This window comes from Cyclobacterium plantarum, assembly GCF_011290685.1.
Lineage (GTDB): Bacteria > Bacteroidota > Bacteroidia > Cytophagales > Cyclobacteriaceae > Cyclobacterium > Cyclobacterium plantarum.
The window spans coordinates 270,785-287,853 of record NZ_JAANYN010000004.1; the positions used below are offsets into that span (position 1 = coordinate 270,785).

A 17,069-nucleotide genomic window follows, 5' to 3' on the forward strand; every position below is an offset into this window, starting at 1 on the left:
GTATTTAAGGGTTAAAAAGGGGATTTTGATTCTTTAGTAAATAAATTAGATAGTTGAATCGGTAAAAATGTATTTCAAATAAAATAAAACGTTTTTTAAGATTGATTTTTTTAGATTAAATGTTTAATATTGTGAGAACAAAACAGCATTAAACTTTTAAATATTATTAAAAAATAGTTTTTGTAATTTATTATTTTGAAACCTATGGTATCAGCAGCAAAAAATTCTTTACGAATTGTTTCATTTATCCTATTTATTTGGTTTACCTATCAAAATCATTTGTTTGCTCAAAACGTAAGTTTTAATCAAACTTCATTAAATTTTAATGATTTTGATAATATTAACCAGGGAACCTCTCTTCAATTCGGACCTGATGAGCGGCTTTATGTTTCTCAACTCAAAGGAGAAATCAAAATCTATTCGGTTTTAAAAGAGGGAGCCAACCAATATGATGTGGTTGGTGAAGAACTGCTCCTGGGGGTAAAGAATATTCCCAATTATGACGATACCGGTTTATTGGCTTATGATAATCGGGGAAATCGACAAATTACAGGTCTTACGGTAGTAGGGACTGCAGAAAATCCGGTAATTTATGTAAGTTCCAGTGATCCCAAATGGGGGGGGCCAAGCGGAGACAAATTGCTTGATACCAATTCAGGAATCATTACCAAAATTAGCTGGACTGGCGAGAGCTGGGAGGTGGTAGATTTAGTAAGAGGTTTGCCGCGTTCGGAGGAGAACCACTCCACCAATGGATTGGAATTTACGATCATTAATGATAAACCCTACCTTTTGGTAGCCAGTGGCGGGCTAACCAATGCCGGCGCTCCATCAAAAAACTTTACTTACATTACTGAATATGCGCTTTCTGCAGCTATTTTAAGTATTGACCTGGAAGCCATAGAAGCTTTACCCACCAAAACTGACAGCCACTCCGGCAGGTCATTTAAGTACGATATCCCCACCCTGGATGATCCCAGTAGGGAAAATGTCAATGGAATTTATAATCCGAATGATCCAAATTATGATGGAATTGATGTAAATGATCCTTTTGGTGGGAATGACGGTTTGAATATGGGAATGGTGACCGAAAATGGCCCAGTTCAGATTTTTTCTCCTGGATACAGAAACTCGTATGATTTGGTGGTGACTGAAGACAGGAAGTTATTTGTCACCGACAATGGGGCCAATATCAATTGGGGCGGATTGCCTCTGGGCGAGGGTAATGCGTCGATGATTAACAATAATTATGACCCAGGTGAACCAGGTTCCAGCCCGCTAAACCCTTCATCAGCCGGGGAGTTTGTGGACAATCAGGATCATTTGTTGTTGGTTACCCCGAATTTAGATGCCTATGTTCCCGGGTCCTATTATGGGGGGCATCCCACTCCAGTCAGGGCCAATCCTGGTCAGGCTTATATTGAAGGGGAGCCTTTTCCTTATGCTCCCGGAGGAGCCGGTTTGTACACCAAATTTATTGGAGATAATAATAATTATGCCAATGTAACTCCAATTTTTACCCCTTCAGACAATTTCAGAACGCAGATTCTTGAACCTATAGCTCCTGGTCAACCTGGCTTTGATGCTTATGCTGCCAATAGTCTTCCCGCAAACTGGCCCCCGGTTCCATTAAGCAGGGCAAACCCAGCTGAGGCAGATTTTATTGCGCCTACTTTAGCCAACAGTAATGGGCCTCAACCAAATATTGTTACTGTTTTCCCGAACAACTCAAATGGGATAGCAGAATATAAAGCAACTAATTTCGATGGGGCATTGAAAGGATCTCTGGTTGTTGGTAAAAATGGAGGGACACTTCATCTGGTTCACTTAAATGGAGATGGATCTTTAAGAGAGGTAGAATTCAGTAAATGGAACCTCAATGGAGGAAATGCCCTGGGGATCACTACTAATGGAGACAATGAAATTTTTCCAGGCACTGTTTGGGTGGCGACTTTTGATAACCGGATCATGGTATTGACTCCGGAAGATGACGTTTTTTGTATACCTGTGGATGATCCGGATTTCGATCCGGCAGCTGATTATGATCATGATGGTTATACCAATCAGGATGAGATAGATAACGGAACGGATTATTGTTCAGGAGGATCAGCTCCGGATGATTATGACAAAGATTTCATTTCCAATCTAAATGACGAAGATGATGATGGAGATGGTATACTGGATAAAGATGATTCTTTTCAAATCGGTTATCCCAGTGACCTTCCATTGGAAAATCAGTTGTTTACCAATCAATCAGATGCATCAGGCCAGGAATTTGGTTATTTGGGATTGGGTCTGACCGGATTAATGAACAATGGGGATGATAACCCAAATTGGCTGAATTGGCTGGATAAGGGAAATGAAAGTCCCGGAGATCCGGATATCTATGGTGGTACCGCAGGGGCCATTCAAATTTCCATGACAGGTGGTACGGCAGATGGCCTGGCCAATAATCAGGATAAGGGTTTCCAATTGGGCATTAATGCCGGAACTGAAACCGGAAATTTCATCATTTCATCCGGTATCATTGGCTTATCCTCTCCCGGACAACTTTATGACTTCGATGGAGAGGGTGAAATAGGCATTCAGATAGGAGATGGTACCCAAAGCAATTTTATAAAACTGGTTTTCACCAAAGAGGGTATTTATGCAGCTCAGGAAATTGATGATGTGGAGGATACCAGTCCGCTTTATCAGGAAATTCCGGAGTTGGAAAGGCCAGGTGCGAACACCTTAATTGAATTGGCCTTCGAGGTAAATCCTTACACCGGTACGGTAGAACCGAAATATAAATACGACAATCAACCATACATTTCTCTGGGTATCATGGAGACCGGAGGTACCATCAAAGAAGCCATTCAAAATATTGATGTTCCTTTGGCAATAGGTATTTATGGTTCCTCTCATGACATGGAGAAGAGTTTTGTAGGGGTTTGGAATTATTTCAAAATTAGTGGAGAAGTTCCTTATACGATAAGAGAATTAAGGGATATCAGCAGGTTGTTGGGGGATCCGGATGTTTTTACTGATCTGAATGAATATTTTGATGATGATGATGGGGTGAATAACCTGACTTATACTATCGCTGAAAATACCAATCCTGTGATTGGGGCTGAAATAGAAGATAATGTATTGAGGTTGATCATTCCCAATGATGAGGTTAGTACAGATGTAACGGTGAGAGCTACCGATGAAAACGGTTATTTTGTAGAACAATCTTTTAATGTCCTGGTGGAGCAGGATTTTGAAATTTTGATGAGAATAAATGCTGGTGGTCCTACTATCAATATTGAAGAAGATTTGCCAGTTTGGTTATCCAATAATTTATCGGGTCCGGAAGAAACTGAATTGTTCGCTGTATCAGGTGGAAAGGTTTCTACCAATTCTTTTTCTGCATCCAACCGACACGTTTCCATTCCGGAATATATTTCTGACGAGGAGTATGAACAATTATTCAACAAGGAAAGGTACAGCCCAGATGCCAGTATGGATTATACAATTCCTTTGCCTGATGGGGAGTATTTGGTCAACATTTATATGGGTAACGGCTTTGAGGGTACTTCAACCCTTTTAAAAAGGTATTTTGATATTCAGATTGAAGGGGAGCTTGTTGAATCTTCTTTGGATTTAATAGAAAGGTTTGGCCATAAGATAGGAGGCATGGAACAGTACCAGGTGAGTGTAGCTGACGGGGAATTGAACATTGCCTTCCTGAAGCAGAAAGAAAATCCCCTGTTGAATGCCATAGAAATTATAGGGAAACCCATTCAGATTCCTATTGAGTATGAAAGGGTCGAAGATCAGATTAATTTCATAAATTATGAACTGGATGGAAGCATGTTTGTGGTGGCCTCGGGTGGTAATGGTAACCTCAACTATTCGGCTGAAGGATTGCCTCCAGGTATTTATTTGGAGCCTACCAATGGCACCATATATGGTACCATAGAAGAAGGAGCATTGGCCAATAGTCCTCACAGGGTAAGGATTACGATTGATGATGAGGATGAAATCCACTCTGACGCGGTTTCATTTAATTTCACATGGACCATCAGCCCTGAATTGTCTGAGCAGAAGTGGACATTAAAGGAGGAAAGCACTGATTATTCAGGCAGACATGAAAATAGCTTTGTTCAGGCAGGTGACAAATTCTACCTGATGGGAGGCAGGGAAAGTTCCAGGACCATTGATATTTATGATTATGCAAAAGACGAATGGCGTTCCTTGTCCAATATCAATCCCCACAGTTTCAATCATTTTCAGGCATTGGCATACAATGGATTGATTTGGGTAGTAGGTGCATTCCAGACAAATGATTTTCCTAATGAAATTCCTGCTAGCCATATCTGGATGTTTGACCCTGTCAATGAAGAATGGATTCAGGGCCCTGAAATCCCTGAAGAAAGGAGAAGGGGTTCAGCTGGACTGGTAGAACACAGGGGTAAATTTTATCTGGTAGGCGGCAATACACAAGGCCATGATGGTGGATATGTAAGCTATTTTGACAGTTTTGATCCCGAAACCGGAGAGTGGACTGTTTTGGCTGATGCTCCAAGGGCCAGGGATCACTTTTTTGCGACCAAGCTGGGAAGCAGGATGTACGTGATTTCCGGAAGACAATCGGGAGGTCCTGAAGGTACTTTTGCCCCGGTATTACCGGAGGTGGATGTGTATGATTTTAATTCTCAAACCTGGAGCACCTTACCGGCAGGATTAAACCTGCCTACTCCGAGGGCCGGAGCCATTGTAAACAACTACCTGGATAAACTGATCGTGGCAGGTGGAGAAGTGCCAGGCATTTCGGAAGCTCTTGCCACCACTGAGATGTTTGATCCTTTAAAACAATCCTGGGAAACCCTGGATTCCATGAATTTTGCCCGGCACGGTACTCAGGGTATTGTTTCAGGAAAGGGATTGTTTGTGCTTGGAGGTTCACCAAACAGGGGAGGAGGAAACCAGAAGAACATGGAATATTTTGGTTTTGATCAACCCAATGGAGAACCATTGACTGCGGGAGAATTGGTTTATGAAGACTCCATAATATTTAGAAAAGGCCAACCAAAAGAACTTTCCGTATCACTGGAAGGCGGTAATACAGGATTATGGGTTAAATCAGTTATACTAACAGGTCCAAATGCAGAAGATTTCATCATCCTGGATGGAGAATTACCTGAAAACGTTTTTTGGAAACCTGGCCATCAATTCAATCTGTTGCTGGATTATGAGGGAGAGGCTTTGGAAGGAAATGCGGAACTCGTGATAAATTGGGGGAAAAGTGGTCAAACGATAATCCCTATTGAGGGAGATGGGGATTTTGAGGAAGTATCCCTGTATTTCAATTCCGGTACATTTGATGATGTGGTTTTTGATGGCAAAACTTATTTGGGGGATCATTACCTTACAGATATACATAATGGAGGTAGTGTGTATAAAAATACAAATATTGAAGCCCCTGCCCTTTATCAAACAGAACGGTTCTCAAGTGAGCTAAGCTATGAGATTCAATTGCCTAACGGAATTTATACAGTGACCACCCATCATACTGAAACCTGGTTTGGACAACCAGGAGGAGGAGTTGAAGCGGCTGGAAAAAGGGTTTACGATATTTATCTTGAAACACAGAAGGTAAAAGCCAATTTCGATTTATTTTTGGAAAATGGCAACCAGCCCATGGCTCTTGTTTTTGAGGATATTGAGGTAACTGATGGAAAGTTAAATCTTGATTTGATAGCAATAAACAATAACGCGACCATATCTGGCCTATCCATTGTCAATCAAGGCGAACTGGGAGCCTTTCCTATTGCAAATATTTCTACATCAGCCAATTCGGGTATAGGCCCACTTGAGGTAGAATTTTCAAATGATGCTTCCAGTCCACAAGAATTTACCTTTTTCTGGGACTTCGGTGATGGCAATTTTTCTTCTGAGGAAAATCCCATTCATGTTTTTGAAACTGAAGGAGAATATTTGGTCAGTCTCACTGTTTATAATTCCGAGGGTGATTCGGCGAATGATCAGGTCTTGGTCACCGTTAATTCCCCGGATGCATTTGAAATGCATGTTAATAGTGGTAGTAACAATTTGGTAAGTCTGGAAGGAATTGATTTTGTAGGAGAAAGTAGTTCGGCAGCCAGTTATACCACTTCAAATACCTCATCAAACAGCTCAGGAGCCTATTCGGCCTTGTATTATACAGAAAGGTATGGTAAAGATTTTTCATATGTAATTCCGGTAGAAAATGGAGTGTATACGATAAATACTTTTCATAATGAACTGTGGTTTGGCAGGGGTGGTCCAGCAAGTAAGGCCGGACAAAGGGTTTATGATATTTTGATCGAAGGAGAGGTAGTTAGAAACGACTTTGATTTGTTTGTCGAAAATGAAAATCAACCAGTACGTCTGACTCACGAAAACATTTCTGTTACCGATGGAGAATTGGAAATACGGCTTATTTCAAGTGTAAACAATGGTTCTATTGCCGGTTTTTCTATCATTGCCGAGAATATTACATCTACTTTGCCAGAAGCGATCATTGAAACGGATATTCAGGAAGGTCCTTTCCCGTTAACGGTCAATTTTTCGGGTAGCAGTTCATCCGGAAATGGGGCCTTGACTTATAATTGGGATTTTGGTGATGGAACAGGTTCTACTGAAATGGATCCCAGTCATGAATATGTAACCGCAGGGGAGTATACAGCAGTATTAACCGTCACGGATGAAGAGGGAAATCTGGCAACAGATCAAACGATTATTGCTGTAAATGACCCTGCAAATCAAACTGACTTCTCACTTCAAGTTAATTCGGGAACTAATAACACTGTAAATTATTTAGGAAATGAATTTATGGGAGAATCCTCCTCAGGAGTTGCCTTTTCCAGTTCATCTACTTTTAGCAATAGCAGTGCAGGGTCCCCGGAATTATTTCTGACTGAAAGGTTTGCAAGGAATTTCACCTATACCGTTTCAGTTGAGAATGGGGTTTATACCGTAAAAACCTATCATAATGAATTGTGGTTTGGAAAAAATGGACCAGATGATGCTCCTGGACAGCGAGTGTATGATATAATAATTGAGGGTGAAATTGTAAAAGATGATTTTGATCTTTTTGTTGAAAATGGAAACGAGCCAGTTGAATTGATTTTTGAAGATATCGAGGTCAAGGATGGAGTTTTGGATATCAACCTATCAGCCACAAGTAATAATGCAAGTATATCAGGTTTTTCAATCCAATCTAACGCAGGTGGGGTTCTTTCGCCAACTTCCATCCTTACTGCATCCCAGACAGAAGGTTTTGCGCCTTTTGAAGTTTTATTTGACGGATCTGCTTCTTCGGGAGAAGGTGAACTTACCTATTCCTGGGATTTTGGAGATGGAAATATTAGTCAGGAAATAAGTCCTGTACACGTTTATGCCGACCCGGGCACCTATGAGGCTTCATTAACAATAATGAATGAAAGTGGGCTTACAGACGTTTCTACGATTGAAATAAGCGTGTTGGATGAATCAGAACCCTCGTGGACATTAAGTTTAAACACAGGGTCTTCTAAAAACACTTCTTACCTTGGAATGGATTTTGTCGGGGACAATGCATTTCCTGAGTATTACAATAGCACCAGCACCTTTATCAGTAGTGGTAGCAGCGAGCCGGTGATTTTCAGGACTGAAAGGTATGACAGCTTCTTACAATATGAAATTCCAGTAGAAAATGGCACCTACAGGGTGAAAACTTATCATACCGAACCCTGGTTTGGTAAAGCCGGTCCGGAAGGGAGTGCAGGAAGCAGGGTGTTTGATATTTATGTTGAGGAGGAACTGGTGAAAGATGACTTTGACATCTTTCTGGAAAGCAACAACCAGGCTACGGAATTGTTATTTGAAAACATTGAAGTTACAGATGGCACCATGAACATTGATTTTCTGGCTTCAGTAAATAATTCCAATGTATCCGGTATTGTTTTGGAAAAGATGCTATCTAAAAAAGGGGACATTGCATCATCTTCCAGAATTGTAACTGAAGGTACGATGGAAGGCTCGGGTAACATCCAGGAATTTCCGGATGTAATACTCTATCCTAACCCAGCCAGTCAGGAAGCATTTGTTAGACTAGAGGGTGATTTGGCCCTTGATTGGATAAGTATCTACACCATGTCTGGGCAACAGGTATTTATTCAAGATGTAAGAGATAATGATCAGTCTGAATATATGATACCAGTTGACAAGCTTGAACAGGGAGTTTACCTGTTGAGGTTGATTGCAAAAAATGGGGCTCAACTTCAGCTACGACTGATTGTGAAAAAATAGGGATATTAAAAATAGGTACAAAGAAAAAAACCTGGTCAAAAGACCAGGTTTTTTTATTCACTTTAACCACTAACAACCACAAATAAAGTCTATCCTCCTTGCGGAGAAATCAACTATATTTGTTGTAGTCCGTACGGGAATCGAACCCGTGTTTCATCCGTGAAAGGGATACGTCCTAACCCCTAGACGAACGGACCTTAAGCATAAAAAAAATGTAGTCCGTACGGGAATCGAACCCGTGTTTCATCCGTGAAAGGGATGCGTCCTAACCCCTAGACGAACGGACCATTTGATTAAGAATATGCTCTTTTCTCAAAGGTGATGCAAATATAGGGCCTTTCGATAACAAACCAAAACCCACCAAAAAATATTCCCTAAAGAATATCCAAACCTTTGAAAATTAGTCAATAAAATTAATTTAGTTGAGAAAAGTGCGATTGAACAAACTTTTTGTTCTCAATTTCTGTTTCCCTACAAAGTCTATAGAATAATTTAAATTTAAATAAAGTTATGTCATTAAGATTAGGAGATACCGCACCAAACTTTACCGCCGATTCTACAGCAGGTAAAATCAATTTTCATGAATATTTGGGTGATAGTTGGGGGATATTGTTTTCCCATCCGGCGGATTACACGCCGGTCTGTACTACAGAACTTGGAGCCGCAGCCAAATTAAAGGATGAATTTGACAAGAGAAACGTTAAAATGCTGGCGCTAAGTGTTGATGGTCTGGAAAGCCATAAATCCTGGATCAATGATATCAATGAAACCCAGCATACTACGGTAAATTTCCCTATCATTGCAGATGAGGATAGAAAAGTATCCGGATTGTACGATATGATTCATCCGAATTCAAATGAAAATTTTACTGTTCGTTCTGTTTTTATTATTGGAAATGATAAAAAAATCAAACTGATCATCACATATCCGGCCAGCACCGGTAGAAACTTTGATGAACTTTTGAGGGTAATTGATTCATTGCAATTGACGGCAAACTATTCTGTGGCCACCCCGGCCAACTGGAAACATGGAGAAGATGTAGTAATCGCTCCCGCTATTAAGAATGAAGACATTCCGGCTAAATTTCCCAAAGGGCATAAGGAAATCAAACCTTATCTCAGGACAACACCACAGCCAAATTTATAGTAGACAGTAACCAACTTGGTAAAAAGGGTGATATTTATCACCCTTTTGTTTTTATTGACTGCTACAAGACTTGATCAGGCTTTTTTTCACCAATTCGACTTTTTAAACCCTTTTTTTTATCGATATTTGGTTTTTACCATAAGGAATATCATATTTATCGCTTTAGTGCATTTTTATATTTATAGCCTAGTCTTTAAGGAAGTATGATTAATAGTATTATTAAAGGGTCCGGAAAATACTTACCGAACATTAAAATCCCCAATGATTATTTTTTGACCAGAAAATTTTATGACAGCGATGGTCAGCCTTTGGTGAAATCCAATAAAGATATCGTTGCCACCCTTCAAAAAATAACCGAAATAAGGGAAAGACGATATCTTGAAGATAACCTAATGACTTCGGATATGGCCTATTTTGCTGCCAAAGAGGCGCTGGATTCCTCAGGGATAGATGCTGAGTCTTTGGACTACATCATAGTAGCACATAATTTTGGAGATATTTTGCCAGATAACAAAAGAGTGGATATTTGTCCAACGATTGCCGCAAGGGTAAAGCATAAGTTGGCAATTAAAAACCCGTATACAGTTGCTTATGATTTACCTTTTGGATGTCCTGGATGGGTGCAGGGGATGATTCAGGCCAATTATTATATCAAATCAGGTGATGCAAAACGAATCATGGTGATAGGGGCGGAGAATTTATCCAGGATTTCGGACCCGCATGATATGGACAGCATGATTTTTTCTGATGGGGCAGGAGCTGTGATCCTGGAAGCCTTAGAGCAGAAAGAACCTGTGGGGATTATCAATCACCTGACCAGATCGGATACCCTGGAACATGCTCATTTATTGACCATGGGGGCATCTTACAACAAGGACTACCCTGACAGCACCTTGTTTTTAAAAATGAATGGAAGGAAATTGTATGAATATGCCATTAAAACCGTTCCAACTACCCTTAAAACTTGTATCGATCGCTCAGGCATACCATTGGAAAGGATTAAAAAAGTATTGATCCACCAGGCTAATGCTAAAATGGACCATAATATTTTGGACAGGTTGTTTCATTTGTATGGGGATGCACCGGCTCCGGCAGGGTTGATGCCCATGAGTATTCAGGAGTTGGGAAATAATTCGGTAGCTACGGTTCCTATTTTATATGACATGGTCGCCAAAAGCAGTATGGAAGGGCACGCATTCCTGACTGGAGAATATGCCCTATTTGCCTCCGTAGGAGCAGGCATGAATATCAATGCTTTTGTCTATAGGCATCCTTAAGAAAAAATATATGTAGATATTATGAATAAGATCGATTCACATCAGCATTTCTGGAAGTATGATGTTAATAAATTTTCCTGGATCAGTGATGACATGCCGGTGTTAAAAGAGGACTTTCTTCCTGAGAAGTTTCAAACAATACTGGCAGCAAACGGAATAGAAGGGACCGTTGCTGTGCAAGCTTTGCAAAATCCTGAGGAAACACAATTCCTGCTGGATTTAGCCGAAAAATTCCCTTTTATTTTAGGGGTAGTCGGCTGGGTGGACCTTAATTCAGATCAATTGTCTGCTACCTTGCATGCCTATGCACCATTTTCCAAATTAAAGGGATTCAGGCACCTGCTTCAGGATGAAGCAGATCCGGAATATATACTTAGACCTGCCTTTCAACGTGGTTTGGCAGAAGTTTTTGAGGCTGGTTACAGTTATGACCTGCTGGTATTTCCCCACCAACTGGATGGTGTCATCCAGACGGTGAGCAATTTTCCTGAGGGAAACTTTGTATTGGACCATCTTGCCAAACCTTCCATAAGAAAAGGTGAAATCCAGGAATGGGGACAAAGGATAAGGGACCTGTCAAGCCATCCGCGGGTGTATTGCAAGCTTTCCGGTATGGTTACAGAGGCCGATTGGCAAGAGTGGAAAGCAACTGATTTTTTCCCTTACCTGGACCTGGTGATGGAGTCTTTTGGGGAGGACAGGCTTATGTTTGGATCTGACTGGCCAGTTTGTAATTTAGCAGCCAATTACGATCAGGTTAGCAGCATATTGGAAAAGTACCTGGAAGGCCAGCCACATAGGGTGCAAAATAAAATATGGGCTGAAAATGCCAGACACTTTTACAGACTTTAGCACAAAAGAATCTATTTGAACCCGAGCATCATGCAATTCACGAATCAAGGGATGATTTCTACAGAAGCGATACCTTCGCAAAGGTCAGGAACCTTTGGTATGGGGCTTCTTATGGCCTTTTAAAAACAAATTATTAATACATGAAACGCTATTGTTTGGCACTGGACCTGGTAGATGACCCAGAAATCATTGAGCAATATAAACTGCACCACCAAAAGGTACCCGGTCTGATTGAGAAAAGCATTCGGGAAGCAGGCATAAAAGTCATGGAAATTTACCTGACAGGAAACCGCTTGTTTATGATTATGGAAGTAAATGATGACTTTTCCTTTGAGAAGAAGGGAAAAATGGATGCTGCAAACGAAGGTGTTCAGAAATGGGAACAAATGATGGACCAGTTACAAAAAGCATTGCCCTGGGCTAAACCAGGAGAAAAATGGGTACTGATGGATAAGATTTTTTCGTTAAAAAAATAAATATTCTCAAGGTTAGGGATAGGAAAGTGGATACCATAAAAAAAGGCTGCCCGTTTTTGGGACAGCCTTTTAAAATGTTAAATCACATATTTTTAACCTCACTGACCAGGCCATTGAGTACTTTTTTGGCATCCCCGAAAAGCATGCGTGTTTTGGCATCAAAGAATAGGGCATTTTGTATGCCAGCATAGCCTGAACTCATACTTCTTTTGATAACAATCACATTTGTGGCGCGATTGACTTCCAATATGGGCATCCCATAGATTGGACTGGAAGGATCATCATTGGCTGCCGGATTGACCACATCATTGGCTCCAATCACCATTACCACATCGGTGTTGGGAAGCTGTTCGTTCATGTCATCCATTTCAATCAGCTTGTCATAGGATACATCCGATTCTGCCAGCAATACATTCATATGACCAGGCATTCTCCCTGCTACAGGGTGAATGCCGTAGGTTACTTCAACACCTTTCTCTTCCAGTATTTTTTCCAGGTCATGCACAGCATGTTGGGCCTGCGCTACAGCAAGACCATATCCGGGTACTACGACTACCCGCTTGGCATAAGCCAGAAGAATGGCCGTATCATAGGTATTGATTTCTTTGGCTACCTGATCTCCTGATTGACCCGGGGCTGCAGCTCCTGAAGCGGTCCCAAAGGAAGTGAAAAGGATATTGGAAACGGACCGGTTCATGGCCTTGGCCATTAATAGGGTCAATAACAAACCTGCAGAGCCGACCAATATACCACCCATAAGCATTACCTTATTGTCATACAATAAACCAGTAGTTGCTGCGGTAACTCCTGTAAGGGCATTGAGCAGAGAGATAACCACTGGCATATCGGCTCCACCTATCGGATAGACGAACAATAATCCATATATCAATGAAAGGAAAATGAGCAGGTACACCAGAATGGGCTGAGGTTCACCGGAATTCAGCACATAAATGGCCAGCCCAACTGCTGCGGCAAGTACCAGAAAGCCCAAAATTTTATTGATTCGGATATCCTTGATTACTCCCTGTAACTTGCCCATGGCGATCATGGATCCCGAAAATGAAACCGAACCTATGACCAGACTGGCCATCAATACGGATCCTTTCCCTATATCATCGACTGGTAAGTCTCCATATTCTACCAGGCCAATCAGGGCTGCGGCAGCTCCTCCCATACCGTTAAAGAAGGAAACCAATTGGGGCATGGCTGTCATTTGCACCGTCTTTGCAGAATACAAACCTCCGATGGTGCCCAGGGCCATGGCAATAATAATGAGGATAAGGTTATCCAGTCCCGGGGTTAAAAATGAAGCGATTATTGCCAATAGCATACCCGAAAGTGCAATGCCATTTCCTCTTCTCGCCGAATCAGGGTGGCTCATCATTTTAATACCTAAAATAAAAAGTACCACCGCTACCAAATAGCAAATATCTATTATTTGTAAAATCATCATTTTATTTTTTACCGGGTTTCTTCTTAAACATTTCCAACATTCGATTGGTAACAGCAAAGCCACCAACCACATTTAACGTAGCAAGTAAAACTGCTAAAAACCCCAGGGACAGGGCCAGGTAATTCGCTGGATCTGTTTTACCCAAAACGATAATTGAGCCAACGATTACCACTCCGGATAAGGCATTTGACCCGGACATCAATGGGGTATGCAAAACGGTAGGTACTTTGGAGATGACTTCTATCCCCACAAAAATGGCCAGGATAAAAACATAAAACTCTTGTTGATTGCTTGAAATATATTCTATAATTGCTTCCATGATTACTTTAATAAGGGTTCATATACAATTGCACCATCATGTGTGATACAGGTTCCTTTGATGATTTCATCCTCGAAATTCAAATTCAACTTATCGTCCTTTAGCAGGAGTTTGAGTAAATTCTGAACATTTTTGCTGTACATTTTACTCGCATCCTCTGGCATGGAGGCGGGTAAGGAAGAATTACCAATAATTGTGACTCCTTCTACGCTTACGATTTCGTTATTCACCGATCCCTCACAATTTCCGCCATTTGCAGCGGCCAAATCCACTACTACCGCTCCAGATTTCATTTTCTCTAACATGGCATGCGTAACCAATACAGGAGCCTTTCTTCCTGGTATTAAAGCTGTAGTAATCACTACATCAGATTTAACGATGGATTTCTCAAGCATTTCAGACTGTTTTTGCTTGTATTCTTCTGATTGCTCTACGGCATATCCCCCTGCGGATTTGTCTTCCACCGCTCCGGGTACCTCAACAAATTTCCCTCCCAAGCTTTCTACCTGCTCTTTCACAGAAGGTCGTGTGTCAAAGGCTTCCACCACAGCCCCCAATCGTTTGGCGGTAGCGATGGCTTGTAAACCGGCCACACCTGCACCAATGACCAGTACCTTTGCAGGTGCAATGGTACCGGCAGCAGTCATCAACATGGGGAAAAACCTGGGTAAATTGGCTGCGGCCAGTAATACGGCTTTGTATCCTGATACCGTACTCATTGAAGAAAGAACATCCATGCTTTGGGCACGGGTGATTCTGGGTATGGAATCCATGCTAAACAAGGTTACACCTGTTTTGGCCAGTGTCTGCATCAATTCCCTGGCAACCAAAGGCTGGTATACCCCAATTAAAAATTTCCCTTTACTGAGCAGTTGATGTTCTTCAGCGGCTATTGGGCTGATTTGAAAAACCATTTCTGCATCTTTGAAAACTTCAGTTCTTTCTTTGACCTCAGCACCTGCTTCTGAATAAACTTCATCTGAAAGGAATGCCGTCGATCCGGCACCCTTTTCAATCAGAATTTTGTTGCCGGCAGCTGTGAATACCTTAACGGCTTCCGGATGAAGTGATACCCGCGTTTCCGGTGAAGGTTCTTTTAATATTCCTAAAATCATAATGGTGGTTTATAGATAGATTTTAATCTTCGAAATCAAGTGGTGAATGAATTGCCTGCGGTTAGTGGTTAATATAGACAATTAAATATGGCACTGCAAAAAAAGCACTTTTTTACGGATTTTACAGTATTGTCTATTAAAAATTCGAGATTTAAAGGGTAATACCATTTTTTTAATTAAATTTCAAAACATAAATAAAAAAACAATCTATTGACAAAAAAAGGCGGTGACACTTTCCTTTCAACCGACTTAAAAATGCATTAAATATGGTACGATTGACTTTATCGACTATTCTTAGTTGTATGTTTATTTTTTCTGCTTTGGCGCAAACTCAAAATGAGGAACAAGCACTGCCATATATCGACTACTGGCCCATTATTTTATTACCTGTTTTTGTAATCGTATTGTACAGGGTTTGGAAAAAACGTCGGAAGTAATTTGAATATTCGACTTATATTCGTGAACGATTTCAACCCAATATGCCAGATTCATTATTTGCTGAGGTATAGATTGTGTCAATTAATAAACCCAAAAAACCATGAGAGCCTACAAGAAACTGCTTTTTTTGACCTTTATTTCCCTGGTTTTCCAATCCGTTTCCGCGCAGGAAGCAAATCGAATGGTGTTGGCTGACGAAATCAGGCAGTCCATAGAAAATCTTATGATCAACAAATGGTACCCTTCAGCATATGATAAAGAGTTTGGAGGCTATATCAGTAGCTTTGAATATGATTTTTCTCCTTCAGAGAATCAAAATAAAATGATTGTATCCCAAGCCAGACATTTATGGACCTTGTCCAAACTCATGGAAAGGTATCCCGATACCAGGCATTATGAGGAAGGAGCCAAGTTGGGATTGGGATTTTTATTGGATAAATTCTGGGATCAGGAATATGGTGGGTTTCATACCCTGTTGGATAGAGCGGGTAATGTCCTGGAAAACAATCAAGGGGCAAAGACGGCATACGGAAATGCTTTTGGAATTTATGGATTGGCTGCCTTTTATCATGCCAGTGGAGACCCATCAGCACTGGAATTGGCAAAAAAGGCCTTTAACTGGTTGGAAGAAAATAGCTATGACCCAAAATATGGCGGGTACTTTCAATCTTTGGCCAGAGACGGCACACCACTTAAAAGAGAGCAGCAGACGCCTTCGACGACTACAACAGGGTATAAAGATCAGAATAGTTCCATTCACTTACTCGAAGCTTTTACCGAGCTGTATCAGGTATGGAAGGACCCGCTTTTAAAAAAAAGGACCGGCGAACTTTTGGAAATCATCAGAGATAGAATCGTTCAGGAGGAAGGTTACCTTCAGTTATTCCTGGAGGCAGACTGGACACCGGTTAGCTTTCGGGATCAAGGCCGGGAATCAATCAAAACGCACCATAACATCGATCATGTTTCCTATGGTCATGATGTGGAAACTGCTTATTTGATGATGGAAGCCTCCCATGTTTTGGGTTTGACCGATGATTATAAAACATGGGAGATTGGTAAAAAGATGGTGGATCATGCTTTGAAATATGGGTGGGATGAGCAGTCAGGGGGATTTTATGATGGAGGGTACTATTTTCCCGGAGATGATACGCCTGAAATTGTAAAGTATACCAAAAATTGGTGGGCACAGGCGGAAGGACTCAACACCCTTTTGATTATGGCAGACTTGTACCCGGATGACCCCATGAATTACTTTGGGAAATTTAAACAACAATGGGACTATATTCAGCAAAACCTGATCGACCATGAATATGGAGGTTGGTTCTCCGGAGGAATAGATAAACAGCCGGAGTTGAAAAAAGGCCAGAAAGGACACATTTGGAAAACCGCCTACCATAATTACAGGTCGTTAAATAATTGTGACTTAAAACTTCGTGATCCTTCTCATCTGGCACTTACCATTAAAAGTAGTGAATAAGAATTGCAAGGAAATATAAGCGCCTTTATAAAAATTCGATTTTTCACTCCTGATCTTTTGCTTATATTGACGGGCAAAAATATAGTAAACAGGTTATTTTTCGTTTTAAAAAATAAACAAATACCCAATTTATATCCCATGTATCCAATAAATATATGCTTCCGAAAGGAGTTATCTTCAGTAGCAATCGGAAGCTTGTTTTTTTTCTTTTCCTG

The 17,069-nt window shown here is 41.0% G+C and carries 9 protein-coding genes and 2 tRNA genes; 6 read left to right on the forward strand and 5 right to left on the reverse strand.

What is annotated here, in order from left to right; genetic code table 11:
• Positions 1 to 204 precede the first annotated feature (204 nt).
• Positions 205 to 8,298, forward strand: a complete 8,094-nt coding sequence (locus G9Q97_RS11270) for a malectin domain-containing carbohydrate-binding protein (protein WP_166146876.1) — start codon at positions 205 to 207, stop codon at positions 8,296 to 8,298.
• 125 nt (positions 8,299 to 8,423) lie between these two features.
• On the opposite strand, the gene G9Q97_RS11275 is transcribed toward G9Q97_RS11270, so the two are convergent.
• Positions 8,424 to 8,495 (reverse strand) — tRNA-Glu (locus tag G9Q97_RS11275).
• A gap of 18 nt (positions 8,496 to 8,513) precedes the next feature.
• Positions 8,514 to 8,585, reverse strand: a tRNA-Glu gene (locus G9Q97_RS11280).
• Between the two features lie 223 nt (positions 8,586 to 8,808).
• On the opposite strand from G9Q97_RS11280, the gene G9Q97_RS11285 reads away from it, so the two are divergent.
• The 4 genes from G9Q97_RS11285 to G9Q97_RS11300 all read left to right on the forward strand — a co-directional run bounded on the left by G9Q97_RS11285 (position 8,809) and on the right by G9Q97_RS11300 (position 12,049).
• The gene (locus tag G9Q97_RS11285) at positions 8,809 to 9,444 is read left to right on the forward strand and encodes a peroxiredoxin (RefSeq protein WP_166146877.1); all 636 of its coding nucleotides are present in this window, start codon (positions 8,809 to 8,811) and stop codon (positions 9,442 to 9,444) included.
• 203 nt (positions 9,445 to 9,647) lie between these two features.
• A complete protein-coding gene (locus G9Q97_RS11290; RefSeq protein ID WP_166146878.1) occupies positions 9,648 to 10,721 on the forward strand; it encodes a 3-oxoacyl-ACP synthase III family protein in 1,074 nt (357 codons plus the stop codon).
• A 21-nt stretch (positions 10,722 to 10,742) separates the two neighbouring features.
• Positions 10,743 to 11,573 carry an amidohydrolase family protein gene (locus G9Q97_RS11295; protein ID WP_166146879.1) on the forward strand — a complete coding sequence of 277 codons (831 nt, stop codon included), beginning with the start codon at positions 10,743 to 10,745 and terminating at the stop codon, positions 11,571 to 11,573.
• A gap of 140 nt (positions 11,574 to 11,713) precedes the next feature.
• Entirely contained in the window at positions 11,714 to 12,049 is a 336-nt protein-coding gene (locus G9Q97_RS11300; RefSeq protein WP_166146880.1) for an L-rhamnose mutarotase, read from the forward strand.
• An 82-nt stretch (positions 12,050 to 12,131) separates the two neighbouring features.
• On the opposite strand, the gene G9Q97_RS11305 is transcribed toward G9Q97_RS11300, so the two are convergent.
• The 3 genes from G9Q97_RS11305 to G9Q97_RS11315 are packed head-to-tail and all read right to left on the reverse strand — an operon-like array spanning position 12,132 to position 14,936.
• Positions 12,132 to 13,499, reverse strand: coding sequence for an NAD(P)(+) transhydrogenase (Re/Si-specific) subunit beta (locus tag G9Q97_RS11305; protein WP_166147258.1), 1,368 nt, complete (start codon positions 13,497 to 13,499; stop codon positions 12,132 to 12,134).
• A 4-nt stretch (positions 13,500 to 13,503) separates the two neighbouring features.
• The gene (locus G9Q97_RS11310; protein WP_163379274.1) at positions 13,504 to 13,821 is read right to left on the reverse strand and encodes an NAD(P) transhydrogenase subunit alpha; all 318 of its coding nucleotides are present in this window, start codon (positions 13,819 to 13,821) and stop codon (positions 13,504 to 13,506) included.
• A gap of 2 nt (positions 13,822 to 13,823) precedes the next feature.
• Positions 13,824 to 14,936 carry a Re/Si-specific NAD(P)(+) transhydrogenase subunit alpha gene (locus G9Q97_RS11315; protein ID WP_166146881.1) on the reverse strand — a complete coding sequence of 371 codons (1,113 nt, stop codon included), beginning with the start codon at positions 14,934 to 14,936 and terminating at the stop codon, positions 13,824 to 13,826.
• Positions 14,937 to 15,474: 538 nt separating this feature from the next.
• Between G9Q97_RS11315 and G9Q97_RS11320 the strand changes: the two genes are divergently transcribed.
• Positions 15,475 to 16,854 carry an AGE family epimerase/isomerase gene (locus G9Q97_RS11320; protein WP_166146883.1) on the forward strand — a complete coding sequence of 460 codons (1,380 nt, stop codon included), beginning with the start codon at positions 15,475 to 15,477 and terminating at the stop codon, positions 16,852 to 16,854.
• Positions 16,855 to 17,069: the final 215 nt, after the last annotated feature.

Coding starts and splice junctions, on each gene's coding strand:
- G9Q97_RS11270 (WP_166146876.1), top strand. CDS start 205: ATGGTATCAGCAGCAAAAAATTCTTTACGAATTGTTTCATTTATCCTA.
- G9Q97_RS11285 (WP_166146877.1), top strand. CDS start 8,809: ATGTCATTAAGATTAGGAGATACCGCACCAAACTTTACCGCCGATTCT.
- G9Q97_RS11290 (WP_166146878.1), top strand. CDS start 9,648: ATGATTAATAGTATTATTAAAGGGTCCGGAAAATACTTACCGAACATT.
- G9Q97_RS11295 (WP_166146879.1), top strand. CDS start 10,743: ATGAATAAGATCGATTCACATCAGCATTTCTGGAAGTATGATGTTAAT.
- G9Q97_RS11300 (WP_166146880.1), top strand. CDS start 11,714: ATGAAACGCTATTGTTTGGCACTGGACCTGGTAGATGACCCAGAAATC.
- G9Q97_RS11305 (WP_166147258.1), bottom strand. CDS start 13,499: ATGATTTTACAAATAATAGATATTTGCTATTTGGTAGCGGTGGTACTT.
- G9Q97_RS11310 (WP_163379274.1), bottom strand. CDS start 13,821: ATGGAAGCAATTATAGAATATATTTCAAGCAATCAACAAGAGTTTTAT.
- G9Q97_RS11315 (WP_166146881.1), bottom strand. CDS start 14,936: ATGATTTTAGGAATATTAAAAGAACCTTCACCGGAAACGCGGGTATCA.
- G9Q97_RS11320 (WP_166146883.1), top strand. CDS start 15,475: ATGAGAGCCTACAAGAAACTGCTTTTTTTGACCTTTATTTCCCTGGTT.